Below are 25,716 nucleotides of genomic sequence, written 5' to 3' on the forward strand. Positions count from 1 at the left end.
ACTAAGTTTTTCATTTTGGAGATGTAATATGCCGGTGAAAGTACTGGTTGTTGATGACTCAGGCTTTTTTAGACGTCGATTGGTAGAGATATTCGAAGCAGACCCTAGGCTATCGGTGGTTGGGACAGCGAATAATGGTAAGGAAGCGATTGATAAAGTTCAGTCACTTTCTCCTGACGTTGTTACCATGGATTATGAAATGCCGGTGATGGATGGCATTGCTGCTGTGTCAAACATTATGGACATTAAGCCGACACCTGTGCTGATGTTTTCATCTCTGACACACGAAGGTGCGAAAGTCACCCTCGATGCTCTAGAAGCCGGTGCTGTGGATTTTATGCCGAAGAATTTCGAGGACATATCTCGTGACTCTGCGGTGGTAAAAAAAGCCTTGGTTGATAGGGTGCTTGCCGTTGCACGTACTCGCCTTTCAGGCGCTGCTGTGAATCTTGAGCCTTTGGCGCCTCGACAAGACCATAAACCGATTGTAACGGAACGAGGCGTTATTATTCCTCGTGCCCGTAAACGAGTGAGCCTTGTAGCGATTGGTACGTCAACAGGTGGTCCGATGGCACTTCAAGCGGTATTGAGTAAAATACCGGCTGATTTTTCAGCACCTTTGGTGTTAGTGCAGCACATGCCAGCGGCCTTTACGGGAGCGTTTGCAGAGCGTTTGAATAATATTTGCCAGATCAAAGTCAAAGAAGCACAAGACGGTGACCGATTAGAGCCTGGTTTGGCTTTGCTTGCACCGGGTGGTAAGCAAATGATGATTGATCCTCGAAATGGTGGTTGTGTTCGTATTTTAGATGGCGATGAGCGTTTAAACTACAAGCCATCAGTGGATGTAACATTTGGTTCAGCGTCTAAATGCTACCCAGGTAAAGTGTTATCCGTAGTTATGACTGGCATGGGTGTCGACGGCCGAGAAGGGGCTCGTATGTTGAAAAGTTCGGGTTCTAAAGTGTGGATCCAGAGCGAAGATACATGTGTCATTTACGGTATGCCAATGGCGGTTGAAAAAGCCAATTTGGCTGACGAGACAATTGATTTAAATCATATTGGTGAACGAATCGTACGCGAGGTTGGTTAGTGGATTTTGTCACGTTAGCAGGCCTATTAATCGCGTTCAGTTCGGTCTTTCTTGCTAATTGGTTAGGCGGCGGAGAAGTTTTTCTGCTGCTTAATTTACCATCCGCTATCATTGTGATTGTTGGTAGTATCGGGGCAACATTAATCCAAAGCAGTATTCAGGATGCAATACGTGCTTTGGCATTAATGAAATGGAGTTTGTTTCCACCTATTTATGATTTTAATTCCGCACGTTCTTCCATTAATAATTTAGCCCATAAAGCTCGTCGTTTATCGCTCCTTGCCTTGGAGTCAGATGTGAACGCGATCAATAACCCCTTTTCGACTCGTGCTTTGCAAATGGCGATTGATGGTACAGATCCTAATATTTTGTCTGATCGTCTTCATGATGATGCCGTGCGCATTCATGAAAGGCGGATGAAAAGCGTTAACTTCCTAGAATCTATTGGAGGTTATGCGCCAACTTTAGGCATTATGGGGTCCGTACTAGGCTTAATTCAAGCAATGGCTAATCTTGATAGCCCTGAGGCATTGGGTCATGGTATTGCTGTGGCGTTTGTTTCAACGCTTTACGGTCAAGGTTTTGCGAATTTAGTGATCTTTCCTATTGCGAAAAAACTCTCTACTTATGTCGATAAAGAGTTGCTTTACCATCAGCTATTAATTGATGGTATTTGTGGTATTGCCATTGGTAAACACCCTTATCGACTTGAACTTGAGCTGGCGACTTATGAATGATGCCGAGTCTCGTGCCTCAAAACGTCGTAAGCTGGTTAAGTCAGTTTCTTCGAGTGCGCCGGGAAAAGATCGTTGGATCTTATCCTACGCCGATTTTATAACCTTATTGTTCGCTTTCTTTGTGGCACTTTACTCTCTTTCGTTAAAAAACGCGGATGACGAAGAGCGTCTTAAAGAAAGTTTGCAAGGTGTGTTTAATGCGGTGCAAAAGTCGGTTAAACCAATCAATATCGGCGATCCTATTGTGGGTGAGCCGGAAGATTCTGAATTGATTGAAAGCATTCCAATCCCTGAGAGCACCCCCATTGTTGAGGAAGATCAATCGTCAGCAGTTTATGCTTTATTAAGTCAATTAGTGGAGCAGCAATTTTCAGGTCTGCATAAAACAGGGCAAATTGAAGTCTCTGAGTCAGCCGATTGGGTAAGTCTGGAAATGAAATCGGCTTTGTTATTTGGGCAAGGTGAATACGAGCTTACGAATGAGGCGGTTGCCTTATTGATCATGGTTACGAACCTTCTTAAGGCCTATCCATCTGCTGTCATAGTGGAAGGACACACAGATAATTTACCGATTAATTCCCAGCGACTTGGTAATAACTGGAATTTATCCAGTTTAAGAGCTTCTTCTGTCGTGGATGAACTGGTTTATCGTGGGCTCAATTCAGAACTGATTGCCCCAATGGGGTTTGCCAGTGAGCACCCTAAAGTGAGAAATACCAATGACTTTGCTCGTCAGCAAAATCGTCGGGTTATTATACGAATTAGTAAGCGAAGAGCTGATAATCTCTATGATTACTTGTTTAAGTAGTCAATTACTGTATATGATTGATTACAAAGAATTCGTAAGCATAGAAATAGTTTGGATAGCGGAGAGTCAGAGTGCACATTTGGGCAGTGGCGAATCAAAAAGGTGGTGTAGGAAAGACAACAACGGTGGTGTCTTTGGCGGGGTTATTAGCGGATGCGGGACACCGTGTATTGATGATTGATTTGGATCCCCATGGATCTTTAACCAGCTATTTTCGTTTTGACCCAGACTCTATTGAAAACAGTGCTTACAATCTCTTTCAAGTCTCTGGAAAAATTCCTGAAGATTTACCGCCATCGTTAATATTAGAAACAGGCCATCCAAATCTTTCTTTGCTGCCGTCTTCAACTGCCTTAGCAACGTTAGAACGTCATGCGCAGGCGCAAGGTGGGATGGGACTCGTCATGTCAAAAACGTTGGCGATTTTGTGGGATGATTATGATTATGTGTTAATTGATAGTCCGCCAGTATTGGGTGTGCTGATGATTAACGCTTTAGCAGCATGTCAGCAATTAGTGATTCCGGTTCAGACGGAGTTTTTGGCGATTAAAGGATTGGAGCGAATGGTTCGAACCTTGACTATGATTAATCGAGCAAGAAAGCGCCCCGTGCCGTATGTTATAGTGCCGACCTTGTTTGATCGTCGTACTCAGGCATCGAATAAGAGCCTGCGAAATTTAAAAGATCTTTATGAAGAGCTGGTGTGGCACTCAGTTATACCTGTTGATACAAAATTGCGGGATGCCAGTACCGCTGGTATAGCACCATCGGCGTTGGATCCAAACGCCAGAGGAATAAAAGCATACGCCAGTCTGATGGATTCTTTGTTGAATCCAGCGGGATAGTAAGAATTTATGAAAGACACGAAAAGTAAAGAAGATGCCTTAATTGGACCTCAGGCTGCGGTTCAGCGCTATTTGGATGATTTGCTGCAAGAAGCAACGTCAGATGTTTATGTGTCTGAGGATGATTCAAAAAACACTGAAACTGACCTTGTTGCAGAGGACGCCGTTGAGTTTTCAGAGGTGTCTGAGGACGACAGTATAGAAAATGAATCTCTGAGCTCAGAAGAAGAGATTCATTTAGATGATGGGGAATTATCGGAAGCGGACTGGTCTTCAGTGGACGCTTCCTTTAAGGACTTCGAAGATGCGGTTGCTGAGCATGTAGAAAGTTTGCCGGAAACGCAAACCGAAGAAAATCTTGTCGAGCCAGAGCCAGAGCCAGAGCCAGAGCCAGAGCCAGAGCCAGAGCCAGAGCCAGAGCCCGCTCTGTTAATGGAAACCGCGCCAGAAGAAGAACAGACCCTTGAGGTTGAGCAGGCTGTTGAGTCGACACCAACACCTAAAGTCGCAAAAACCGATCCTTTACCTTGGGCAAAAGGTCGTTTTGAATGTTTGCTGTTCTATGTTGGTGGCCTAAAAATGGCCGTACCTTTAGTGGAGTTAGGCGGTATTTTTCAGAGTGGAGAGGAAAAAATCACCTCGATATTCGGCCAACCGGATTGGTTTATTGGTGTTGCTAATGTTGGTGAGTTTAACCTCAGAACAGTCGACACTGCTCGCTGGGTAATGCCAAATCATTATCAAGGCGAACTCAAGGAGCATTTTAAATTTGTCATTCAGTTAGATCGTTCAAACTGGGGTGTTGCTTGTGAGAAAGTAGCAGAAGCCATTACCTTAGAACCTTCTCAAGTGAAATGGCGAAATGATAGAAGTAAGCGACCTTGGCTTGCTGGTACGGTAATTGATCACATGTGTGCCATACTGGATGTACAAGGTTTTATTGAATTATTAGATGACCCTCAAAATGGCTTTAAGGGTTCGTTAAAGTAAAGCTAATGATCACTGTGTGATCTTGGGAGATGAATAATGTCTACGAGTATCGCGCTAAAGAGCGCCAATCAATCAGAAGATCCAATGTTGCAATGGGTGACCTTTCGTTTAGAAAACGAAATTTATGGCGTCAATGTGATGCAAGTAAAAGAGGTGCTGAGGTATTCTGAAATCGCACCCGTACCGGGCGCACCAGCGTTTGTATTAGGTATTATTCATTTGCGCGGCACGGTCGTGACAGTGGTTGATAGTTGTCAGCGTTTTGGTTTGCCATCTGGCGAAATCACCGATGCCACTCGGATCATGATTTTGGAAGTGGATGGGCATGTTATTGGCATTTTGGTCGATGCAGTTTCTGAGGTGGTGTATCTTCGCCAATCAGAAATTGAAGTAACACCCAGTGTGGGAAATGATGAATCTTCCAAGTTTATTCAAGGGGTTTGCCATAAAAATGACACCTTGTTGATATTGGTTGACCTAGATAAGCTGTTATCAGAAGATGAGTGGTCTGAAGTCTCTTCAATGTAAATTAGGGTAGTTGTTTTTGATGGAATCTCAATGGTTGTTTAACCTTCTTCTTGTTCTGCAGTTTGTTATGCTGCTGGTTTTGGTGACTTGGGCATTTCGTATGTCTAAACGAATTAAGCAGCTGAAAGTGCAACAAATGGAAGCAGGTGTCGACCATAAGAAGCAGGTGCAGGTGTTAGCATCCGGTTCGATTGGTATGGGAAGACGGTTAGTTGCCATTGAGAAGAAATTGAATTTGGCGGTTGAGAAGCAATCTGAAATCTTATCAAAAGAGGGCAGTGTTTCTTACAACCGTGCGATGGAACTATTAGAAATGGGGGCCACTATCGATGATTTGGTGTCTAAGTGCGGTTTAATACGTGCTGAAGCCGAGTTGATTAGCTTGCTGAAAAAAGAGTCTCGTAAAAACTCTGATTACCATTGATGATCTTTAATTTGGTGAGCAAAGGCTATAATCTCTGCCACCGCTAAATATAACGCCTCTGGAATTTCTTCTCCTAGCTCTAGCGTACTGAGCATTTCAACCAGCTCAGGGCTTTGGTGCAACATGACACCATTTTCTTCTGCTACTTCCATGATCTTTTCGGCCAATAAACCACTGCCTTTTGCTGCGACAGTCGGTGCGTTATTGTAATCATATTTCAGAGCCACGGCTTTTTGCATCATGTCCTCACATCGATTAAAGAAGGCTGATTGGTGTGTTTGGTTTTCTCTGCCTTTTTAAGGTTGGCTTGAAAGGCGTCTAATCGATCAATTTCAATGTCTTTTTGACTGAGTTTGTCTTTTAAATTGGGCATGTTTCTTTGTAGCTTTTGTACCGTATCTAAGCTTTCAGCAGCAAATAAAATGCCTACTTTATTACCTTGAATACTGGTTCTTGCGTCAAAGCGGCCGGTTTCTTCAAAATCAAATTGCAGCTTCACTAACCAGCGTCGGTCATGATCAGTGACGTCGGATTGGCTGGGGTCCTTATCTATCTCAACTTGAATCAGTCTATGCTGTTGATGTTCCTTGATGGGGATCTCAATCTGTAATGGGTAGATCTGTGTGTTAATCTGCCCGGGCTCGGCTAAATGACGTAGTTGATTGGTGGTGATCCTTTCAATGGCGTTTGCAATTTGCTCGGTGGGTAAGGATGTTGTATTGCGTTGAGTGGGTAGTACTTCTTGAGTGTCTTTGAGCCTTTCAAGATTGAGTTTTAGGTCGGCTGGAATTTGTGATTTCTGATCGTTTAATAATAAAGATTCTGAGAATAAGCCGCTGACTTGCATGGCTTGTTTCATAGAATCTGCCCCTGAGGTAATTTGTGAAAGACTTGGAAGGTGCTGAATCAGTTGCTTAAGGGCTTCTTGAGTTCGGGCTGGCATTTCTCCATCCGGTGAATCTGCAAGTGATTGCAACTGGTTGATGAGTCGTGTCATATCGGCGGCGGGCAATTGTTTGGGTAAACTTTGCCTTAAGGCTTGAGTTTGAATCGGCAGTGTCGAGTTTTGTTCTTTTGCTGGTAAGGTTTGCAGCTGATGATTCGCATCAACAAAGACACGTATGATATCGCCTTTTTTGAGCGGTGTTTGACTGATGATTTGAAATTCAGTTTTGCCGTCGCTGACTCTTACGGCTTGAGCTTGATTTGATGTTGTGGATGATTGAGTAAATGTTTGTTGGCTGCTGAGCGATGAAGTCGTTTGAGAATACTGCGTTGGTACCTTGCTTGTATCAATGGCTTTGCTTGCATCACTGCTTGTCTGTCCGAGTCGTGTTTTAGGCCCAATTGTCTGATTCTGAGTCGCTTGGTTCTGAGCCGTTTGGTTCTGCGGTAATGGCCCTTGTGTTGATGGTCCTTGTATCGGCGGAACTTGTGAAGAGGTTGTTTGTACTGTCGTCGCGTAGCGGTTTGGTATTGGATTTGGCTGACTCGATGGCATGGTTGAGCTTGATGTCTGATTGTTTGACTGAGGTATTGCTGGTGTTGTAGTCGTATTGGTTTGGTTTGTGGTTGTTACCCTTGTACTGCTCGTATTGGCGGCTGATGTAGTTTGTGTTTGGTTCGTGGTTGCCGTTGTGCCATTTGTGCTGGTGGTCGGTGGGGTAATGGTGGGCGCTTGATTTGCTGTCACCGCAGTTGAGCCAGTAGATATTTGGCTGGCGACTGAGTTTGATAAATTAGATACCACTGTTAGCTGAATAACTTGCGATGCAATATTCAGATTGTGTGTGCGACTCGGTGTTCCAATAGCTGGTTGATTGCTGAGTTTGGTTGCAGATTGGTTGGCGGGGAGCTCAAGAGTAGCTTGATTCGAGCCAATTTTGTTGAGTTTGACATTGTTCAAGTCAGTGATGTCGATTGGCGAGCCATGATTGATTAAGGTAAAGGGTTGATGTTGGCTCGAAGCATGCAGTAGTTGGACAGGCTTGCCTTGAAATAAGGTGGTCTCGCTGCCTTGGAATTTAATCAAACTCAGGTTTTCGATCAATTTCATTTCATTGCTTAATTTTGCAATGGTGCCTAGATTGCTGACATTGACCGACCCATTGTCAGAAGAAGAGGGTCGGCCAGTGATTAAGGATTTTATGTCAGAGATCATCTTGACTGCCTATTAGATCGTTATTTTAGAAAGATTCTCATATAATGAGTCTAAGCTATTTTAGTGTAATTTGTGTTATTCCCTTTATCGGCAAAAATGGATAAATCTTTTGCAGTCTTATGTATCTTTAACATTGTCGAACATTTCGATTGAGCGTGGAGAGCGTGATCTATGCAAGGGGTTGTCAGTGGTTGCGAAGTTTGGTCGTTTGTATCGAATTGTTGGGGAAAATGGCGCTGGTAAAACCTCTTTATTAAAAGTCATCGCAGGATTGTTGATGCCCGTAGAGGGAGAAATCTATCTGGATGATAGGGCTATCGCCGCACAGGTTAATCCATGGTCGCGAGATTGTCTTTATCTTGGTCATCAACATGGTGTTAAAAAACTATTAACGGTCGAAGAAAATATTCGGTGTTATTGTCCAAATGCTTCTGCTGAAAATATTCATAAGGTACTGACTCAGTTAGGCCTGCTGCCTTATCAAGATACTTCAGTGAAACAGCTATCCGCAGGACAAGCTAAGCGTGTGGCTTTGTCTCGTTTGTGGTTATCCAATCAAGCCATTTGGCTATTAGATGAGCCGTTTAGTTCTCTCGATATGAAGGGGAGTGCCTTGCTGGAAGAGAAGCTAGAGCAACATCTTGGGCATGGAGGTCTCGTCATTTTAACGACACATCAAGCTTTATTGAGAGTCGATGCCCAGTTGATTGAATTAACCTTATGACTTATGTTTCTTTTCTCCGGGCAGAATGTCACCTAGTGTGGCGACGCAAGCAAAACGTGATCAACAGTGTGTTGTTTTTTCTCTTAGTGATTGTGCTGTTTCCACTCGGCATTGATGCCACGCCGATGTTTTTATCAAAAGCCGCGAGTGGCATTATTTGGTGTGCGGCCGCATTGGCCATTTTGACGTCTGTTGAAAGTCTGTTTAAAGAAGATTATCACGACGGTTCGTTAGAACAATGGCTTGTCAGTGGCTTGTCTGTTCCTATCTTGGTGTTAATCAAGATGACCCTGCATTGGTTGTTTATTGCTTTACCATTGTTGCTGCTTTTGCCTGTTTTGAGTGAAGTTTTATACTTGCCTGATAACAGTTTTTGGCCTTTATTTATCAGCATTGTGTTGGCCACACCCAGTTTGTTTTTATTGGGGGGAATCGGTTCTGCGGTAACGGTGTCTTTGCGTCAAGGGGGAGTGTTGATGATATTGATTATCTTGCCTTTGTATTTACCGATTATCATCTTTGCGACTTCTGTCACCAAGGCCGCTCAAGTGGGTTTACCTTATGATGCGCCTTTGGCCATTTTAGCCGCGATTTTTTTAGTCAGTTTGGTGGTGTCGCCGTTAATGACGGCTATTAGTATTAAAGCGAGTGTGAATTAATGAGTTGGGCTTGGTTTCATCGGTTAGGGTCGCCAAAGTGGTTTTATGGTCGTTTTAAAGCTTGGCCAAAGCCTTTATTTTGCTTGGCTTGTCTGTGCTTAATGGTGGCTATGGTATGGGGATTGGCCATTGCGCCACCGGATTATCAACAAGGCAACAGCTTTCGTATTATCTATATGCATGTCCCCTCAGCCATCTTAGCTCAGTCTTGTTACTTTTTTATGGGAGTGGCTGGGTTGGTGTATCTGGTGTGGCAAATAAAAATGTCACCCATATTCTTAAAGGCAGTCGCGCCTTTTGGCGCATTAATGGCGTTTATCGCCTTACTAACGGGCTCAATTTGGGGCAAACCTACTTGGGGCACTTGGTGGGTTTGGGATGCTAGGTTAACGTCTGTTTTGGTTTTGCTGTTCTTATACATGGGGATTATTGCGGTTCAGTCGGCGCTGGAAGAAAGATCCTTGGCGGATAAAGCGGCAGCGGTGGTCAGTGTGGTGGGATTACTGAACTTACCCGTTATTAAATATTCAGTAGAGTGGTGGAACACGCTACATCAAGGGGCAACATTTTCGATTACGGAACCGCCTAGTATGCCAATGGCAATGTGGTTACCTTTATTGTTTGCTGTGATTGGAATGTATTTATTGGCTGCTGCGGTGATTATGTGGCGGATGCAAACCGAGATTATGCGGCGTGAAGCGAAAACTCATTGGTTAAAGCAAGAGGTGCTAAGCGATGGCGTTTGATAGTGCCGCAGACTTTTTCGCCATGGGAAAGCATGGGCTGTATGTATGGTCTGCTTACGGAATAAGTGGTTCGGTGCTGGTGGGGTTCATCCTACTTAGTTTACGCGAGCGTCGTAAAGTTCGACGTCAGTTGCATAAACGTTTTTTGAGAGATCAATAAATTATGCATGCGGTACGTCGTAAGCGTTTGCTGTTTATCATGTTAATTGTCTCTTTGCTGGCTTCAGCTTTGGGGTTGGTGTTGTATGCGTTACAACAAAATATCAACCTCTTTTATTCGCCAACTCAGATCGCCGCCAGTGAGGCTCCGCTAGAGACGACGATCCGTGCTGGTGGAATGGTAGTGAAAGGGAGTCTGGCTCGCCAGCCTGATAATCTCACTCTGGCATTTGATGTGACGGATTTTCAACACTCATTACGTATTGAATATACTGGTATTTTGCCTGATTTGTTTCGCGAAGGTCAGGGTATTGTTGCGCTTGGAAAGCTTAGGGCGGATGGTGTCTTTGAGGCTTCTGAAGTATTAGCGAAACACGATGAAAAATACATGCCACCTGAAGTGACAGATGCGTTAAAGTCTCGCCAAATGACTTCAGAATCATTTTATTAAGGACATTGTGACGCGATTTATGTTTCCCGAAATAGGTCAGTTTTCTCTTATTCTTGCTCTGTTTTTTGCCATCGCATTGGCGACCTTGCCTATGCTCGGCTATTTCCGTCAAAGTCTGCTATTGCTCAATACGGCTCGTCCTCTGACTCATATTATGGCGTTGTTGATTGTGATTGCGTTTTTGCTGTTAGCCTGGGCGTTCATCACGGATGACTTTTCCGTCTTATACGTTAGCCAAAATTCCAATGTAGACTTACCGTTTCGCTACAAATTTAGTGCGGTTTGGGGAGGGCATGAAGGCTCATTGTTATTATGGGTTTTGATTCTGGCCTTGTGGTGTCTGGCGGTGGCACTGAGATTGGATACTTTGCCTCAGACGATTGGTCCGCTGGTTTTATCTGTGCTGGGTTGGGTAGCGAGTGGCTTTTTAGCGTTTCTGTTGTTTACCTCTTCACCTTTTGTTCGGATTTTGCCAGATGTGCCTGTCAGTGGAGGCGATTTAAACCCCTTATTGCAAGATATTGGCCTGATTCTTCACCCTCCTATTTTATACATGGGCTATGTCGGCTTCTCCGTGGCGTTCGCCTTTGCTGTGGTTGCTTTGATAACAGGTAATTTAAATGCTTACTGGGCCCGTTGGGCTCGCCCTTGGACGGCCGCCGCTTGGGCTTCACTCACCTTAGGGATTACATTAGGAAGCTGGTGGGCATATTACGAACTTGGTTGGGGTGGCTGGTGGTTTTGGGATCCAGTCGAAAATGCTTCCTTTATGCCTTGGTTGGCTGGTACGGCCTTACTGCATTCGTTAGTAGTAACGGAGAAGCGCGGGGTGTTTAAGAGTTGGACAGTGTTACTCGCCATTTTCACCTTTAGCCTATCGTTGCTTGGGACTTTTCTTGTTCGCTCTGGTGTGTTGACTTCTGTTCATGCCTTTGCGGCTGACCCCACTCGGGGCGTATTTATTCTGGCGCTATTAATTGCTTTAGTCGGGGGGAGTTTATTGCTTTATGCCCTGCGAGCTGGACAAGTGCGTTCACTGGTCAGCTTTGGTTTCAGTGGTCGAGAAGCCTGGTTATTGTTGAATAATATTTTATTGAGCGTACTGACTTTAACTGTACTGCTGGGCACCTTGTACCCACTTTTGTTTGATGCTTTGGGCATGGGACGAATTTCAGTGGGGGCGCCTTATTTTAATGCCGTGTTTGGTCCTATCGCTTTATGTCTGATGGTGTTTATGGCGATCGGACCTTTCTCTAAATGGCATCAAACAAAGCTTGCTGCCTGGTGGAAGCCCATGTTGGGAGCCGCACTGCTATCAACAGGCTTGGCGGCTGCGATTGCACTTCGGCAAGAATATGATTGGCTTACTTGGTGCAGTTTAGCGGTGGCATTCTGGGTGATGTTTATGACCTTGCTGGACTGGTTTAACAAGCAATTTGTAACAAAAAGGCAAAAAATTCAGCCGTGGCGCGCCTTGCCAAGTCGTTATTACGCTATGGTGATTGCTCATTTGGGTATGGCGATCAGTTTGGTTGGCGTCATTATGGTGAGCGTGAACAGTCATGAAGCCATGTTGAAAATGTCGCCAGGTAGTCAAGCTGAAGTCGGTGGCTATGTGTTTGTATTTGATTCTATGGAATTGATAAAAGGCCCTAATTATCTTTCTGATCGTGGCCATTTTCAGGTCTATCAGCAAGGTCAGTTGGTAGCGGATTTACATCCCGAAAAACGTTTTTTTACGACCCGACAACAAGTCATGACGGAAGCCGCATTAGGTGCAGGTTTCACCCGTGATTTATACCTGTCATTAGGTGAGAAACTGGAAGACGGTGCTTGGGGCGTACGCATTCATATTAAATCCTTTGTTCGTTGGATCTGGTTCGGTGGTTTACTAATGGTGCTGGGCGGGATGTTGGCGGCTTTCGACAAAGGTTATCGACAGAAAAAGGAGAAGACACAATGAAGCGCATTTTATTGTTTATGCCTTTTCTGGTGTTCTTAGTTTTGGGCGTTGTGTTCTATTTTCTACTGGGTAAAGATACCCAATATATGCCATCTGCTTTGATTGGTCAGTCTGTTCCTCCGTTTCAGTTGGTAACGTTGAAGGGAGAGAAACTTAAACAGACGGACGACTTGCCCAAAGGCTCATATTTAATTAATTTTTGGGGAACCTGGTGTCCGTCTTGTCATGTTGAGCACCCTTACTTAATGACCTTGGCTGAACAAGGAGTCACCATTATTGGCATCGATTATAAAGACCAACAGACGGCGGCTAAGCAATGGTTGCGAGACAAAGGTGATCCGTATGCTTTGGTGCTGATGGATGAATTAGGTCAGTTTGGTTTGGATATGGGAGTGACAGGCGCACCAGAAACCTTTGTTGTCAATGCTGAAGGGAAAATTGCTTATCGATTGCAGGGAGTTTTGAATGCGCAAAGTTGGCAAATGATCAAGGCGTATTTGTGATGATAAAACAACTCCTGATGTGTCTGACTTTATTCGCTCTAGTAAATACTGCGTTAGCTGAAGAGCTACTGACGTTCCGTTCTGAATTGAATCAAGTGCGCTATCAAAGCTTGATTAAAGAACTGCGTTGTCCAAAGTGTCAAAATCAAAATCTTGCTGACTCTAACTCGGGTATCTCAGTAGACTTAAGACAGCAAGTACATAACATGATTGAAGCAGGTAAAACCGATCAAGAAATTATTGACTACATGGTCACACGTTACGGTACCTTTGTGCTTTACCGACCACAAAATACGCCAGCCACTTTTTTGCTCTGGTATGGTCCCTTTATTTTGCTATTGGGTGGCGTCGTATTGTTTGTGGTGGTACTAATGAAAAGTCGTCGTAGGAGAAGAAAATGATGGTGGCGAGTCTCCTCATAGTGACCTTGTTAATAAGCTGCTTTGGTTATTTTTTCTGGTATTTAGGTCGGCAACAAACATTAAATGATCGAACTCATGAGATTTTTTTCGACATTCGTCGAACTGAAATTGCAGACGAAAAGCAATCGGGACAGCTTTCAGTGGAGGAATCCAAACAGTTAACTGCGGACTTAGCGTTTGAGCAGAGGGCGAGTCAAACAAAGTCGAGTTTTAGTTCAGCATCGTATAGTCGATTCGCTCAATGGAGTGTGTTGCTGTTTTTCATCCTATCAGTTATCGGTAGCATTAGCCTTTATCAAGGCTTGGGTTATGCAAAAGACGTTCAGTTTCATCAAGCCATGAGGTCGGAATCATTAACCCCGCAACAAATTTCGACTTTCTTACAATATCGCAGTCGGCGCTATGATCGTGCTGAAGATTGGTATTATGAGGCGGTTGATGAAGTGCAAGCTGGTCAGTATTCCAAGGCCGTGCAGGCATTTGAAAAAGCCTTAGCCAGATTGCCGGAAGAAAGTCAGGACAGGTTAAACTTGTTAGTTGAATACGCTCAAGCGGTTTTTTATGCGAACAAGAATCAAAGCTCAGAGAGGTTGGAAAGGGTTCTACAGCGTATCTTTGCTATCGCGCCAAATCAGCCCAACGCATTAGGTTTAAAGGGCGTGATTGAGTTTGATCAGGCTAATTATCTGGGCGCAGTTTTAGCTTGGCAAGAGGCCATTCGCTATAACCCTAATTCTGCAGAACGTATGGCCTTATTGACGGCCATTAACAAAGCCAGACAGATTGGCCATATTAGTTATCAAACGTTAGCACCAATCATTACCGACCAAATTACCGTGCAATTAACATGGCAAGCCTCTGATATACAATGGCAGCCAAATGATGTGCTTTTAGTGTATGCTCAAGTGCCTGGGCAAAAAATGCCTGTGGCCATACAGAGAGTTTTACCAAAGGATTTAGCAAGTCCAATCTTATTAACAAACCTTGATGCTTTAATGCCAACCGCAAATTTAGCTGAGGTGGAACAGGTTGATCTTGTTGTGAAATTAGCCAATTTGCAGGAGGCAGATTTGACCACAGGTCAAATTATCGGCACAAAACGAGGCGTGGTTACAAATCGTAAAAAGATTTTTACGATCAAGTTGGCCTTATAATTGAATACTGATGCGCTTCGTCTGATAATATATCCTACTTTCACTTAATGTATTTCGGAATGAGTAATGGAATTTAGCTTGCGTGAGTGGCTAATCTTAATTGGTGTCGTCATTATTGTCGTCATCCTAATAGATGGTTTTCGTCGTTATAAAAAGGGCCATGAGGCAAACTCAACGGGTCAAAGTTCATCTCGTTCTTCGGACGAGATCGTATTACGTCATCGGTCCTCTGTGGAGTTTGATGAGAGCGAATTTGAAGAGCCTGACATATCTCATAAAGATCCCATTTCGAGTGCCTTCGAAACAGCACGTAAAACATCCAAAGCGCCTTTGACGGATGTGCCTCATAAAGTCGATTCTGGTCCCGAGCTACAACGTTCGGAAGAACTGCATTTAGACGAATTAGCCTCTTTAGTACCGGAGCGTGACTTTGGTGATTCGGCAATTTCTGAACAAAACTATTCGGATGATGGCTTTTATGAACAGGATGAGTTGGATCTTGGTCACCCTGAGGTTGCTGATACTGACGAACAAAGAACCATTTTTCATACCGAAGACTATGAGCGCAGTTATTCCGAAGTCGATATTGATCAAGTGACACCACAAGGTGTGTTGGATGATATGGACGAAGATGAGATCGAAGACGACGAGGCCAGTATGGCTGAAATCGAAGAAGTCATCGTGATTAATATTTTTGCGCCTGAAGAACAGAATTTTGCCGGCATGGAATTGCTGCAGCTGATTTTAAATTGCGGTATGCGTTATGGTGAAATGGACATTTTTCATCGTCATGAAGACGGCTTTGATCGCGGTCGAGTGCAGTTTAGTATGGCCAATGCCATTGAACCAGGTACCTTTGACTTAGACACAATGGGTGAAAGTGATTGCCCAGGTGTTAGTTTCTTTATGGGCTTGCCTGGTCCTAAAAACAGCATGAAGGCATTTGATTTTATGCTGGAAACGGCTCAAACCCTAGTACGTAATTTAGGGGGTGAGTTGAGAGATGAAAGACGCTCGCCAATGAGTGACCAAACCATCGCTCACTGTCGACAGCGGATTCGAGACTTTGAACGCCGTCGACTAATGCGTAACAAGCAATAAACAGGATTCAGACGACAAGGCCCTAACGGGCCTTGATTGTTTTTAGACGTTATATTTTGAGTGGATTTATGAGTCAAGAGAACACAATGAGCCATGAACAAATGCTGGCTTTGATTGAGCAGTTGAATGATTACAGCTACGCCTATCATGTTAAAGATGTGCCCATGGTGCCAGATGCTGAATACGACCGTCAGTATCGCTTACTACAAGCCGTGGAAGCGGAACGTCCAGACTGGGTTCAAGCGGATTCGCCAACCCAACGTGTTGGTGAAAAGCCTGATAATGGTTTTGCTAATGTGGCGCATACGGTACCAATGTTGTCCCTTGATAATGCGTTTGATGATGAATCATTACAAGACTTTGATCAGCGTGTGACTAAGCTGCTTGATACTGAGCAAGAGATTGGGTATTGCTGCGAGCCTAAATTAGACGGTTTGGCCATTAGTATACGGTATGAAGATGGTCGCTTGGTACGAGGTGTCACTCGTGGTGATGGTTTGTCAGGTGAAGACATCACCTCCAACATCAAAACCTTGTATTCTGTGCCGCTTAAATTAAGAACTGAGACTCCGCCTGCGGTGTTGGAAGTGCGCGGCGAAATTTATATGCCAAAAGACGGCTTTGATAAGCTTAACCAACAAGCGGCTGAACAAGGTGAGAAAACCTTTGTTAACCCTCGTAATGCGGCGGCTGGTAGCTTACGACAGTTGGATCCTAAAGTGACCGCATCGCGTCCTCTGGTGATGTGTGCTTACGCCATTGGTTATGTGGAAGGTTGGCAGCAGCCAGACAGTCATTATGAGGGTTTGCTACAACTGAGCGAGTGGGGCTTTCGTACCAATGACCTGATGACGCGAGTCGAAGGTGCTCAAGGCTGCATTGAATATTATGACATGCTGAGTGAAAAACGAGCCGGCCTGTCTTATGACATTGATGGCATTGTTTACAAAGTAGATGACATTGGCTTGCAGAATCAGTTGGGGTTCATTGCTCGTGCACCTCGTTGGGCAATTGCGCGTAAGTTCCCAGCGCAAGAAGAAATGACCCAGGTGCTGGGTATTGATTTTCAAGTGGGGCGAACCGGTGCCATTACTCCCGTTGCCCGTTTAGAACCGGTCTTTGTGGGCGGTGTAACCGTATCGAATGCGACCTTACACAATAAAGATGAAATTGCGCGCTTGGGGGTTCAAGTAAAAGACTATGTGGTGATTCGTCGTGCTGGCGATGTGATTCCACAAGTCGTACAAGTCCTGCAAGAGAAGCGTCCTGAAGATTCAGCCTCAGTGGTATTTCCATCGGCTTGTCCGGTTTGTGGATCGGATGTGGAGCAAGTGGAAGGCGAAGCCGTGGTACGTTGTACGGGAGGGCTGGTGTGTGGTGCTCAATTAAAGGAGTCTTTAAAGCATTTCGTGTCTCGTAAAGCCATGGACATTGATGGTTTAGGGGATAAGCTGATTGAGCAACTGGTCGATCAGGAGCTGGTTAAAACGCCGGTGGATATTTTTCGTTTAGCGGATCAAAAAACGTCATTACTGGCTATGGAACGCATGGGACAAAAATCGGTTGATAATTTGTTGGCTTCCATCGAAGCGGCCAAACAAACTCAATTTAATCGCTTTATTTATGCGTTAGGTATTCGTGAAGTGGGCGAAGCGACCGCCCGTGCTTTGACCAACTATTTTACCGAGTTAGAAACTTTGATGAATGCGGACCAAGAGGCCTTAGTTGAAGTCGAAGATGTCGGTCCGATTGTGGCGCAGCATGTTCGATTATTCTTTGACCAAGAAGTTAATCGCACCACGATTCAAGGTTTGTTGGAAGCGGGTGTGGTATGGCAAACAAAACAAGCCGTTGATCAAGGTGAGTTGCCTTTAGTCGGTAAAACCTATGTGGTAACGGGTTCTTTGAGCCAGTTTAGTCGTGATCAAGTGAAAGAAAAACTACAGGCACTGGGCGCGAAAGTCAGTGGTTCTGTGTCAGCAAAAACCGATTGCTTAGTGGCGGGCGAAAAAGCCGGTTCGAAGCTAACCAAAGCGCAATCTTTGGATGTGCCTGTTATTGATGAGGCTGGAGTCATTGCTTTGTTTGAAGAATATGGAGCCATCTAAATGGACACACTCATTCCCTATGATTCACTGACCAAAGAAACACTGGAAAATATTCTGGATGATATTGTGTCTAGAGAGGGCACCGATTACGGAAATTATGAGTTATCGGCACTTCAGAAGCGTGAGCAAGCTTTGCGGGTATTGCAGACGGGTGAAGCGGTGTTGTTGTTTGATACTGAAAGTGAAACCATCACTATGGTGTCTAAGTCTGCACTGGATAATAACGACCTCATGTGAGGTCGTTATTATGTTTAATTGTGGTTTCGTAAAACCTTACGACGTTGTTTTGTCGTAATCTCGCAAGCAATGGTTGATGTTATGATCCATCACCAAGGCTGGTTCTTCCTCAGTGTTTCGACCTACCACTTTTGCTGGAACGCCAGCTACTGTGGTGTGGTGTTCAACCGGCTCTAGCACTACGCTACCAGCACCAACTTTCGCGCCTTCACCCACTTCGATGTTGCCAAGAATTTTCGCCCCAGCACCAATCAGCACGCCTGAGCGTATTTTCGGATGGCGGTCGCCATGCTCTTTGCCGGTGCCACCCAGAGTAACCGATTGCAGAATGGACACATTGTCCTCAATGACACAGGTTTCACCTACGACCAAGCCTGTGGCATGGTCAAGCATGACACCGCAGCCGATGGTGGCTGCAGGATGAATGTCGACACTGAATGCCATTGACATTTGACCTTGTAGATATAATGCCAAGCTTCTTCTATTATTTTTCCATAGCCAGTTTGCTACTCGATAGGTTTGTAGAGCATGGAAGCCTTTGAAAAATAATAGGGGCGTGGTGAAACCATCGCAAGCGGCATCGCGCTCGTTAATCGCCAAAATGTCTTGCTCGATGCAGCGGACAATGCCAGAGTGAGTATCAGCCATGGCTTCTTCGAAGACTTCTCGTAACACCATCGCAGGGATGGAAATGCTGTCTAACTTGCTGGCGAGTAGAAAGCTTAATGCAGAACACAAAGAGTCATGACGTAATATGGTGGTATTAAAGTAACTGGCCAGAATAGGCTCATCTTGGGCTAGCTTTTTTGCTTCTGCCTGTAAAGATTGCCATAAATTGTCAGATGTCACTGCATGACTCATTGATACGCTCAAGGGGTATTCACCTATGTTAATTCAAGTTTAGAATGTAGGTTATAAGGTTAGGGTTAAACATTACAAGGGGCAAGTGTTAGATTGCTCAATAAAGTTGGAGTTAATATGACTAAAAAAAATGTTGCTGATGCATTGCATATCTTTTATGAACTAAATGCCTGTTTTTCAGATGCTTATTGGGAAACCAACGACATTAATCAAAAAGATCGCTTCTTTGCGATGAAATCCATTCTACAAGATGAACTTGATGAGTTGCATAAGCTTAGTCTGCAAGATCACGAATATCCTTATGAGCCAATGAGCCCAAATTTACAACAGCTGAGTAAAACGTTGCAAACCTTGCTGCCAAATCTCAATCAAGCGGTTATACGACCACAAACGGCGAGTCGTTTTGTGGATTTAATCCCCAGTGCTTGCGAATTATTTGAATCCTAATACCTTTGTCGCTCAAAAGATAACTGTATAGAAAAAAGCCCAATGAGATGACTCATCTAGAGCAGATCATGGGGCTTTTTTATTGTGCTTTATAAGTTTCTATAAGGGGTTATTTACTGCGCTTTAACTCACGAATGAGAAAACGACTTGGGTGCAAAATGTGGCTGACTTTTTGCTCTAATGGCGAAGGTGTCCCTAGGATTAGACTCGCCAGGTATTGACCACTTATTGGCGTGGAGACTAAACCTCGAGAGCCGTGACCTATGTTTAAATACAATTGACTGGCTTCTTCCGCAATCTCGTTGCATTGCCATTTCGCATTTCGACTCAGCTGACCATAACGTTCTCGGTGAACTTGCGGAGATTGAATGGGACCTATGATAGGAGTGTAATCTGGTACCGCACAGCGAAACGAGACCCGTCCCTCGCAGTCCTCCGGGTTGAAAGTGTGACTGGGTAAGTTCAGTAAACTCTCTAATATTTTTATATTTCGCTCATGTCCTTCAAGGCGAACGGTTTGGTCTTGATCATTCAAATCGTATGTTGAGCCAAAATGAACTTTGTTGTTCAGTGGTGGCGAAACATAGCCAAATTCACACAGCACTTTATCTAGCTTTAGCGCATCGTCACTTTGGGTTGTTTGCAAACAGCTTTGTTGCGCTTTGGGCAGCGTCATGTTGGCGACCTGTCCTCGAATAGAATAAGCCGGTGTAGGGGGAATGGCAGCGATTTTGTTCGTGTCATTCGCAGTACACACGACCACATGAGAAAAGGTTTCATGATCTTGCCTATTCTTTGCGATCCAGCGTTCACCTCGGTCACGTTTGGTTTTCTCACTCACCGCAACCAGTTCTTCTAAATGAGTGTTTAGTTGAACTGTGATATTTGGGTGATCGAGTAAAGTTTGGCACAAAGGGTTTGGTGCTACCCAACCGGATAGAGGTAGATAAAGGCTATCGTTTCTGTCTTTAGAGGCTTGTAGTACTGACTCTGGGTAAAGTTTGCCGTCTAGCAGTTTCTTAAAACGTTGCTTTTCTTGGTCGTTTTTTGGGATTTGCGTTAACCCACAATCCCCCCAAAATGCCTTCTTTTGATCCAGCTGTTGGTAGTGTCGTGTAGCGTGTAAAAAAGCACTGAGATAAAAGCGATTCACCGGCGTATCTTGGGAAGCCAGCTTGGGATAAAGCATGCCTTGAGGGTTACCTGAAGCACCATTGGCCACCTGGCTATCTTGCTCCCATACGATTACCTTTACACCTTGTTCAGCTAAGGCATAGGCGGTATTTGCTCCTGCTAACCCAGACCCCACCACTAAGACCTTGGTAATGTTACTTGGCATTGTAGGTCTAACATTAAACCAAGCTTGGCCTTGTGACATACGCTCTGGTAGTGGTATTGAATGGGGGAGTTGGCCAATAGCCATTTCTCTTTTTTGGCCAAAGCCTTTCACTTTATTCACCTCAAATCCCACTTTCTGTAAGCCACGGCGAACAATGCCAGCCGCCGTAAAGGTGGCGAAAGTGGTGTCTTGATGACTCAGTCGATGAATGTGATGAAACAGCTTATCGCTCCACATTTCAGGGTTTTTACTCGGCGCGAAACCATCTAAAAACCAGGCGTCCACATCAGCATCAAGCGTGGCGAAACCGTCTTCGGCTTCACCAAACCATAAGGTGAGTTGGATCCGACCTTGCGCAAGTTGTATACGGTGTAAGCCCTGACAAAGTTCCGGATAAACGGCGATTAGCTCATCGCTGTAGGTCTGCAACGACGGCCACATTTTGAGCGCGGAGCGCAATGCGTCTTTGCTCATGGGAAACTTTTCTACCGAGATAAAATGCAATTGTCTATCATCAGGAGCATGTTCGATAAAGCTTTGCCAAGCACACAAAAAATTCAGTCCTGTGCCAAAGCCAGTTTCTGCAATCACAAAATGGCGTTGTTCCATTGTCGACCAACGCTCGAGTAAACGATTGTGTTTTAAAAAAACGTAACGGGTTTCTTCTAAACCTGACTCTTGATCGAAATATACATCATCAAACTCACTGGAAATGGGAGCACCTTCTGCACTCCAATCCAGTTTTGGGGAATCAAGGCGATAACTATTCAACACGTTTGATACTCTCGATCATAACCGGTGTGCTAGGAACATTTTCGTAAGGACCTACTTTGTGAGTGTTGCTTGCTGCGATCTCATCAACAACTTCCATACCGGCTAACACAGTGCCAAAAACTGTGTAGCCTGGGCCGCCACGTGCGCCATGATTAAGAAAATGGTTGTCCACTTGATTAATAAAGAATTGTGAGGTGGCACTGTTTGGATCTTGTGTTCTCGCCATGGCCAAAGTACCACGATTATTGGCGAGACCATTATCGCCTTCATACGCCACGGCTTTGTGTGTGGATTTGCGTCCCATGTCTTGGGTAAAACCACCGCCTTGAATCATGAAACCGCGCATAACTCGATGGAAGATGGTGTCCTTGTAAAAACCTTCATCTACATAGCGCAAAAAATTGGCCACGGTTTTGGGGGCGGCTTGTTCATTTAAATCTACTCGAATGGTGCCCTGAGACGTTACAATATCCACTTGTGTCGCTTGAGCTTGGGCGTTGAAAGCCAATAAGGTGAGGGCAGTCAAAATAAGGTGACGCATGAAACGGTTTCCTTTTAGGTTTGGCCTCCAAAAATGAGGCGTTTGTCTATATGGCCATTTATTTACTTGTTGGAGAAAGCAAATGCGAACGGCAGTGGTTGAAATCGAATATTGTACTTTATGTCGTTGGATGTTGCGCGCGGCTTGGTTAGCGCAAGAGCTGCTGACAACCTTTGATGATGATATCAAAAGTGTGACCTTATTGCCGAGCCAAGGAGGCATTTTTAAAGTCAGAGTGAACGGTGAAGAAATCTGGTGCCGTAAAGCCGAAGAGGGTTTTCCAGAAGCTAAAGTACTCAAGCAAAGGTTACGCGACGTGATTGATCCGGAGAGAGATCTCGGTCACTCAGACGTGAAAGATAAGAAAACGTCTTAACTTTCAGTCTCAGACACAAAAAAGCGAAGAACTTTCAGTCTCAGACACAAAAAAGCGAAGATGGGGATCTTCGCTTTTGCGGTTTAAGTTGGGCTCGTTAATATGTCAGAGTGAAATCAATTAGGAAAAACCTGCTTAAAGGGCTTAACCTCAACGGCTTCATATACGCCAGCATCAACATAAGGATCCGCTTCGGCCCAGGCTTTTGCTGCTTCAAAATCAGTAAATTCAGCGATAATGATACTGCCTGTAAAACCGGCTTCTCCTGGATTACCTGATTCAATCGCGGGGTTAGGGCCTGCCAGTACTAAGCGACCTTCTTTTTGTAACGCTTCCAAACGCTCAAGATGAGCAGGACGCACAGATTGACGTGCGTTCAGGCTGTTTGCTACGTCCTGTCCAACAATGGAGTACAGCATGGTTATTCCTTATTCTGTAAGTGTGAAGACAAGTAAATGCCTTGCAAGATAATAAATACCAAGGTCATACCTAGAAGACCGAAGAGTTTAAAGTCTACCCAGATGTCTTCACTGAAATTGAAGGCCACATAGAGGTTGGTCACACCGGATACAATAAAGAAGCCCACCCAAGCTAGGTTTAAGGTACGCCAAACCTTAAAGGGTAAATCTAATTTGTCCCCCATCATACGTTGGATGATGTTTTTGTTGCTAATAAACTGGCTGCCAAAAAACACAATAGCAAATAATCCATTCACAATAGTGGGTTTCCACTTAATAAAGTTACCATCGCCCATGAGCACGGTGGCGCCACCAAGAAGCACCACTAGGATAAGTGACACAAGGTGCATTTTTTCCACTGTTTTGTGTTTTAACCAGGTGTAGCCAACTTGCAACAAGGTTGCTGGAATCAAGACTGCGGTTGCTAAAATAATGTCGCCTGTCGTTTTGTAGACAACAAAGAAGATAACAATGGGAAGAAAATCGAATAGTAATTTCATATAAAAACCAATTTATGTATGCTGGCTTATAATAACCATCATTCCTTTTAAAGAACAGTCTGTCTATGCCCGAAGCTGCGAGTTATCGAAAAGTTGATTTACATACCCATTCCACACGTTCTGATGGCAAACTTTCACCGACGCAATTAATTGATCTCGCCGCTGAGCAAAAAGTGAGCTTGTTTGCGTTAACCGATCATGACACCTTAGATGGTTTAAATGAAGCACGGCAACGGGCAATAGAGCATGGTCTAAGCTTTATTAATGGTGTGGAATTGTCGACTCAGTGGAATGGCATTCCTTTGCACATGGTGGCCTTGAATTTTAGTGACGATAATGTGGCGTTGCAGTCCATTGTCAAACAGAATCAAGCGATCCGTTTAGATAGAGCAAGGCGCATTGCCGATTTATTGGTAAAGCAAGGCTTGCCTGATTTATTCGATGAAGCCATTGCGCTTGCAGGGGAAAGTCAGTTGGGGCGACCGCATTTTGCTCAGTTGTTGGTCGAAAAAGGGTTTGTAAAAGACGCGAATAAGGCTTTTGATCGCTATTTGGGTAATAAGCGCTTGGGCAAATTAAGGGATGTTTGGCCAGAACTTGAGGATGTGTTGGGGGCTTTGGCAGAACAAGGCATTGAGTTAATACTTGCTCATCCAAAGCGTTATCCATTAACGGTCACCAAGTTACGACGTTTATTGGACGATTTTAGTAAGTGGGGTGGGACAGGCATTGAAGTCGCCTCTGGTAATGAGCGTCCAGACCATGTACGTCTATTGGAATCCTTATCCACAACCTTTGGTTTAAAAGCTTCTGCTGGCAGTGATTATCACGGTCCTTTTGGTCCTTGGATGCAAGTCGGTAAGTTTACTCAAATTCATGAGAGTCAGGTGGATTTAGTTTGGCAAAATTGGCATTGAACATTATCAGGGCAGAGCAACCTCTTCATTGAGGTGGAGAAGTAGTATGAGTCAGTTTTTTCAAATACACCCAGAGAACCCTCAGACACGCTTGATAAAACAAGCGGCGGAAGTGATTCGTCAAGGCGGTGTCATTGCCTATCCGACAGACTGTGGTTATTCCTTAGGGTGTCATTTGGGGGATAAATCGGCATTGGACAGAATACGTGCCATTCGGCGTTTAGACGACAAACATAATTTTACCTTGGTATGTCGAGATTTGTCTGAAATTTCGACATACGCGCGTTTTGATAATCGCTTATACCGACTGTTAAAAAGTAACACACCAGGCCCGTATACTTTTATTTTTGGGGCGACGTCCGAAGTGCCAAGACGTTTATTGCACCCAAAACGCAAAACCATTGGCATTCGCGTGCCAAATAATCGCATTGTGTCCGCCTTATTGGAGGAACTGGGTGAACCGATTATGAGTGTATCTTTGATCTTGCCAGGTGAAACTGATCCAATGACGGATCCGTATGATATTCGCGATAGCTTGGAACATGCTCTAGATTTAGTGATTGATGGTGGTTTTTGTGGTTTTCAACCAACCACTGTAGTAGCAATGGACGCGGATAGTGTTAATGTCATTCGAGTGGGGGCTGGTGATCCAGCGCCATTTGCGTAAATTGTTGTATTTTCAGCTGTTAGCCCCAGTTTGTCTGGCTTATAATACAGCGTATTAAGTATTGAATTTTATTGATATAGGTTGCTGAGAAGCATTCCCCAAAAGAGGTTCGTAATGGACGAAAAGTTACAGAAAGTATTAGCGCGTGCAGGACAAGGTTCTCGACGTGAAATGGAAAACCGTATTCGTGAGGGCCGAGTGTTGGTCAATGGCGAGGTTGCCACCTTAGGTGATCGCGTGAGTATAACGGATTCTATTACCATTGATGGATATGCCATCGTAGCGACGGAAGCGGGCGCGAATCGCCGAGTCATCATCTACAACAAGCCAGAAGGCGAAGTCTGTACTCGCAAGGACCCAGAAGGTCGTACGACGGTATTTGAAAAACTGCCTAAATTACGTGGTGAGCGCTGGATTGCTGTCGGCCGATTGGATATTAATACCTCCGGACTATTGTTGTTTACAACCGACGGTGAGCTGGCCAACCGTCTAATGCACCCTTCTACCGAAATCGACCGAGAGTATTTGGTTCGTGTGATGGGAGAAGTGACGGATGAGAATTTAGACAGTCTTAAAAAAGGTGTGAACCTTGAAGATGGTCCAGCAAAATTCACTGACATCGTCGATGGTGGTGGTGAAGGCATTAACCATTGGTTTTATGTTTGCTTAATGGAAGGTCGTAACCGAGAGGTTCGCCGCCTTTGGGAGTCTCAAGGAGTGAAAGTCAACCGTTTGAAGCGTGTTCGTTTTGGACCGGTTTTCTTACCTTCGAAAGCGAAGGTTGGTCGTTGGGTTGAGATGGAAGGTGATGAAGTAAACGCATTATGCGATCTAGTCGATCTACAATCTACGGCAACTCAGCCTAAGACTCAGCAGCAAAAACTAGACATGAAGCGTAATAAGAATAAGGCGACCGCAGGTGGTGCGCGTCGTGCCAAAGGCTTTGATTGGCAATCAAGTGAAAAACCGGAATTTAAGCCGAAAAAGCCTGGCAAAAGATCCTTTCGATAAATATGGACTAAG

31 protein-coding genes are annotated in these 25,716 nt (G+C 44.5%); 24 read left to right on the forward strand and 7 right to left on the reverse strand.

What is annotated here, in order from left to right; genetic code table 11:
• The first annotated feature begins 28 nt into the window (after positions 1–28).
• The 7 genes from MAR181_RS04245 to MAR181_RS04275 all read left to right on the forward strand — a co-directional run bounded on the left by MAR181_RS04245 (position 29) and on the right by MAR181_RS04275 (position 5,425).
• Positions 29–1,093, forward strand: coding sequence for a protein-glutamate methylesterase/protein-glutamine glutaminase (locus MAR181_RS04245; protein ID WP_013795359.1), 1,065 nt, complete (start codon positions 29–31; stop codon positions 1,091–1,093).
• Entirely contained in the window at positions 1,093–1,830 is a 738-nt protein-coding gene (locus MAR181_RS04250; protein WP_013795360.1) for a flagellar motor protein, read from the forward strand. Before MAR181_RS04245 ends, MAR181_RS04250 begins: the two co-directional genes overlap by 1 nt.
• Positions 1,823–2,638 carry an OmpA family protein gene (locus MAR181_RS04255; RefSeq protein WP_013795361.1) on the forward strand — a complete coding sequence of 272 codons (816 nt, stop codon included), beginning with the start codon at positions 1,823–1,825 and terminating at the stop codon, positions 2,636–2,638. Before MAR181_RS04250 ends, MAR181_RS04255 begins: the two co-directional genes overlap by 8 nt.
• A gap of 71 nt (positions 2,639–2,709) precedes the next feature.
• Positions 2,710–3,483, forward strand: coding sequence for a ParA family protein (locus MAR181_RS04260; protein WP_013795362.1), 774 nt, complete (start codon positions 2,710–2,712; stop codon positions 3,481–3,483).
• 9 nt (positions 3,484–3,492) lie between these two features.
• Entirely contained in the window at positions 3,493–4,473 is a 981-nt protein-coding gene (locus MAR181_RS04265) for a chemotaxis protein CheW (RefSeq protein WP_013795363.1), read from the forward strand.
• A gap of 36 nt (positions 4,474–4,509) precedes the next feature.
• Entirely contained in the window at positions 4,510–5,001 is a 492-nt protein-coding gene (locus tag MAR181_RS04270) for a chemotaxis protein CheW (protein ID WP_013795364.1), read from the forward strand.
• 19 nt (positions 5,002–5,020) lie between these two features.
• A complete protein-coding gene (locus MAR181_RS04275) occupies positions 5,021–5,425 on the forward strand; it encodes a DUF2802 domain-containing protein (RefSeq protein WP_013795365.1) in 405 nt (134 codons plus the stop codon).
• On the opposite strand, the gene MAR181_RS04280 is transcribed toward MAR181_RS04275, so the two are convergent.
• Positions 5,416–5,664: an EscU/YscU/HrcU family type III secretion system export apparatus switch protein gene (locus tag MAR181_RS04280; protein WP_013795366.1), complete on the reverse strand. Its 249-nt coding sequence runs from the start codon at positions 5,662–5,664 to the stop codon at positions 5,416–5,418. The genes MAR181_RS04275 and MAR181_RS04280 overlap by 10 nt on opposite strands.
• On the reverse strand, positions 5,664–7,586 hold the full coding sequence (locus MAR181_RS04285; RefSeq protein WP_013795367.1) for a flagellar hook-length control protein FliK: 1,923 nt from the start codon (positions 7,584–7,586) through the stop codon (positions 5,664–5,666). Before MAR181_RS04285 ends, MAR181_RS04280 begins: the two co-directional genes overlap by 1 nt.
• A 109-nt stretch (positions 7,587–7,695) precedes the next feature.
• On the opposite strand from MAR181_RS04285, the gene ccmA reads away from it, so the two are divergent.
• The 12 genes from ccmA to MAR181_RS04345 all read left to right on the forward strand — a co-directional run bounded on the left by ccmA (position 7,696) and on the right by MAR181_RS04345 (position 17,813).
• A complete protein-coding gene (ccmA, locus tag MAR181_RS04290) occupies positions 7,696–8,310 on the forward strand; it encodes a cytochrome c biogenesis heme-transporting ATPase CcmA (protein ID WP_013795368.1) in 615 nt (204 codons plus the stop codon).
• On the forward strand, positions 8,307–8,969 hold the full coding sequence (gene ccmB / locus MAR181_RS04295; protein WP_013795369.1) for a heme exporter protein CcmB: 663 nt from the start codon (positions 8,307–8,309) through the stop codon (positions 8,967–8,969). Before ccmA ends, ccmB begins: the two co-directional genes overlap by 4 nt.
• Positions 8,969–9,715, forward strand: coding sequence for a heme ABC transporter permease (locus tag MAR181_RS04300; protein WP_013795370.1), 747 nt, complete (start codon positions 8,969–8,971; stop codon positions 9,713–9,715). The genes ccmB and MAR181_RS04300 overlap by 1 nt, the downstream gene beginning before the upstream one ends.
• Positions 9,705–9,875: a heme exporter protein CcmD gene (gene ccmD / locus MAR181_RS04305; RefSeq protein ID WP_013795371.1), complete on the forward strand. Its 171-nt coding sequence runs from the start codon at positions 9,705–9,707 to the stop codon at positions 9,873–9,875. Before MAR181_RS04300 ends, ccmD begins: the two co-directional genes overlap by 11 nt.
• A 3-nt stretch (positions 9,876–9,878) precedes the next feature.
• A complete protein-coding gene (ccmE, locus tag MAR181_RS04310) occupies positions 9,879–10,325 on the forward strand; it encodes a cytochrome c maturation protein CcmE (protein WP_013795372.1) in 447 nt (148 codons plus the stop codon).
• 19 nt (positions 10,326–10,344) lie between these two features.
• Entirely contained in the window at positions 10,345–12,288 is a 1,944-nt protein-coding gene (locus tag MAR181_RS04315; RefSeq protein WP_041651157.1) for a heme lyase CcmF/NrfE family subunit, read from the forward strand.
• Positions 12,285–12,791, forward strand: coding sequence for a DsbE family thiol:disulfide interchange protein (locus MAR181_RS04320; RefSeq protein WP_013795374.1), 507 nt, complete (start codon positions 12,285–12,287; stop codon positions 12,789–12,791). The genes MAR181_RS04315 and MAR181_RS04320 overlap by 4 nt, the downstream gene beginning before the upstream one ends.
• Complete coding sequence (locus tag MAR181_RS04325) at positions 12,791–13,192, forward strand: cytochrome c-type biogenesis protein (protein WP_013795375.1); 402 nt, start codon at positions 12,791–12,793, stop codon at positions 13,190–13,192. The genes MAR181_RS04320 and MAR181_RS04325 overlap by 1 nt, the downstream gene beginning before the upstream one ends.
• Positions 13,189–14,367, forward strand: coding sequence for a tetratricopeptide repeat protein (locus MAR181_RS04330; protein ID WP_013795376.1), 1,179 nt, complete (start codon positions 13,189–13,191; stop codon positions 14,365–14,367). Before MAR181_RS04325 ends, MAR181_RS04330 begins: the two co-directional genes overlap by 4 nt.
• A 66-nt stretch (positions 14,368–14,433) precedes the next feature.
• Positions 14,434–15,468, forward strand: coding sequence for a cell division protein ZipA (gene zipA, locus MAR181_RS04335; RefSeq protein ID WP_013795377.1), 1,035 nt, complete (start codon positions 14,434–14,436; stop codon positions 15,466–15,468).
• 86 nt (positions 15,469–15,554) lie between these two features.
• Positions 15,555–17,576: an NAD-dependent DNA ligase LigA gene (gene ligA, locus MAR181_RS04340; protein ID WP_144011204.1), complete on the forward strand. Its 2,022-nt coding sequence runs from the start codon at positions 15,555–15,557 to the stop codon at positions 17,574–17,576.
• A complete protein-coding gene (locus MAR181_RS04345) occupies positions 17,577–17,813 on the forward strand; it encodes a YheU family protein (RefSeq protein ID WP_013795379.1) in 237 nt (78 codons plus the stop codon). It begins immediately after the preceding gene.
• Between the two features lie 36 nt (positions 17,814–17,849).
• Here MAR181_RS04345 and cysE read toward each other — a convergent pair whose 3' ends face one another.
• Positions 17,850–18,674 carry a serine O-acetyltransferase gene (gene cysE / locus MAR181_RS04350; RefSeq protein WP_013795380.1) on the reverse strand — a complete coding sequence of 275 codons (825 nt, stop codon included), beginning with the start codon at positions 18,672–18,674 and terminating at the stop codon, positions 17,850–17,852.
• 117 nt (positions 18,675–18,791) lie between these two features.
• Between cysE and MAR181_RS04355 the strand changes: the two genes are divergently transcribed.
• Entirely contained in the window at positions 18,792–19,121 is a 330-nt protein-coding gene (locus MAR181_RS04355; protein ID WP_013795381.1) for a hypothetical protein, read from the forward strand.
• Positions 19,122–19,230: 109 nt separating this feature from the next.
• Here the strand turns inward: MAR181_RS04355 and mnmC are convergent, their stop codons facing one another.
• The gene (gene mnmC, locus MAR181_RS04360; protein ID WP_013795382.1) at positions 19,231–21,234 is read right to left on the reverse strand and encodes a bifunctional tRNA (5-methylaminomethyl-2-thiouridine)(34)-methyltransferase MnmC2/FAD-dependent 5-carboxymethylaminomethyl-2-thiouridine(34) oxidoreductase MnmC1; all 2,004 of its coding nucleotides are present in this window, start codon (positions 21,232–21,234) and stop codon (positions 19,231–19,233) included.
• Positions 21,224–21,775 (reverse strand): peptidylprolyl isomerase A, encoded by a 552-nt coding sequence (locus MAR181_RS04365; RefSeq protein WP_013795383.1) that lies wholly within the window; start codon positions 21,773–21,775, stop codon positions 21,224–21,226. Before MAR181_RS04365 ends, mnmC begins: the two co-directional genes overlap by 11 nt.
• A gap of 82 nt (positions 21,776–21,857) precedes the next feature.
• On the opposite strand from MAR181_RS04365, the gene MAR181_RS04370 reads away from it, so the two are divergent.
• Positions 21,858–22,151, forward strand: a complete 294-nt coding sequence (locus MAR181_RS04370; protein WP_013795384.1) for an Rdx family protein — start codon at positions 21,858–21,860, stop codon at positions 22,149–22,151.
• 116 nt (positions 22,152–22,267) lie between these two features.
• On the opposite strand, the gene MAR181_RS04375 is transcribed toward MAR181_RS04370, so the two are convergent.
• Positions 22,268–22,570: a YciI family protein gene (locus MAR181_RS04375; RefSeq protein ID WP_013795385.1), complete on the reverse strand. Its 303-nt coding sequence runs from the start codon at positions 22,568–22,570 to the stop codon at positions 22,268–22,270.
• A 2-nt stretch (positions 22,571–22,572) separates the two neighbouring features.
• Positions 22,573–23,109: a septation protein A gene (locus MAR181_RS04380; RefSeq protein WP_013795386.1), complete on the reverse strand. Its 537-nt coding sequence runs from the start codon at positions 23,107–23,109 to the stop codon at positions 22,573–22,575.
• Positions 23,110–23,174: 65 nt separating this feature from the next.
• On the opposite strand from MAR181_RS04380, the gene MAR181_RS04385 reads away from it, so the two are divergent.
• The 3 genes from MAR181_RS04385 to rluB all read left to right on the forward strand — a co-directional run bounded on the left by MAR181_RS04385 (position 23,175) and on the right by rluB (position 25,704).
• The gene (locus MAR181_RS04385; RefSeq protein ID WP_013795387.1) at positions 23,175–24,026 is read left to right on the forward strand and encodes a PHP domain-containing protein; all 852 of its coding nucleotides are present in this window, start codon (positions 23,175–23,177) and stop codon (positions 24,024–24,026) included.
• Positions 24,027–24,072: 46 nt separating this feature from the next.
• Positions 24,073–24,693: an L-threonylcarbamoyladenylate synthase gene (locus tag MAR181_RS04390; protein WP_013795388.1), complete on the forward strand. Its 621-nt coding sequence runs from the start codon at positions 24,073–24,075 to the stop codon at positions 24,691–24,693.
• A gap of 114 nt (positions 24,694–24,807) precedes the next feature.
• A complete protein-coding gene (rluB, locus tag MAR181_RS04395; RefSeq protein ID WP_013795389.1) occupies positions 24,808–25,704 on the forward strand; it encodes a 23S rRNA pseudouridine(2605) synthase RluB in 897 nt (298 codons plus the stop codon).
• Positions 25,705–25,716 lie beyond the last annotated feature (12 nt).

Source organism: Marinomonas posidonica IVIA-Po-181 (genome assembly GCF_000214215.1).
Classification (GTDB): domain Bacteria; phylum Pseudomonadota; class Gammaproteobacteria; order Pseudomonadales; family Marinomonadaceae; genus Marinomonas; species Marinomonas posidonica.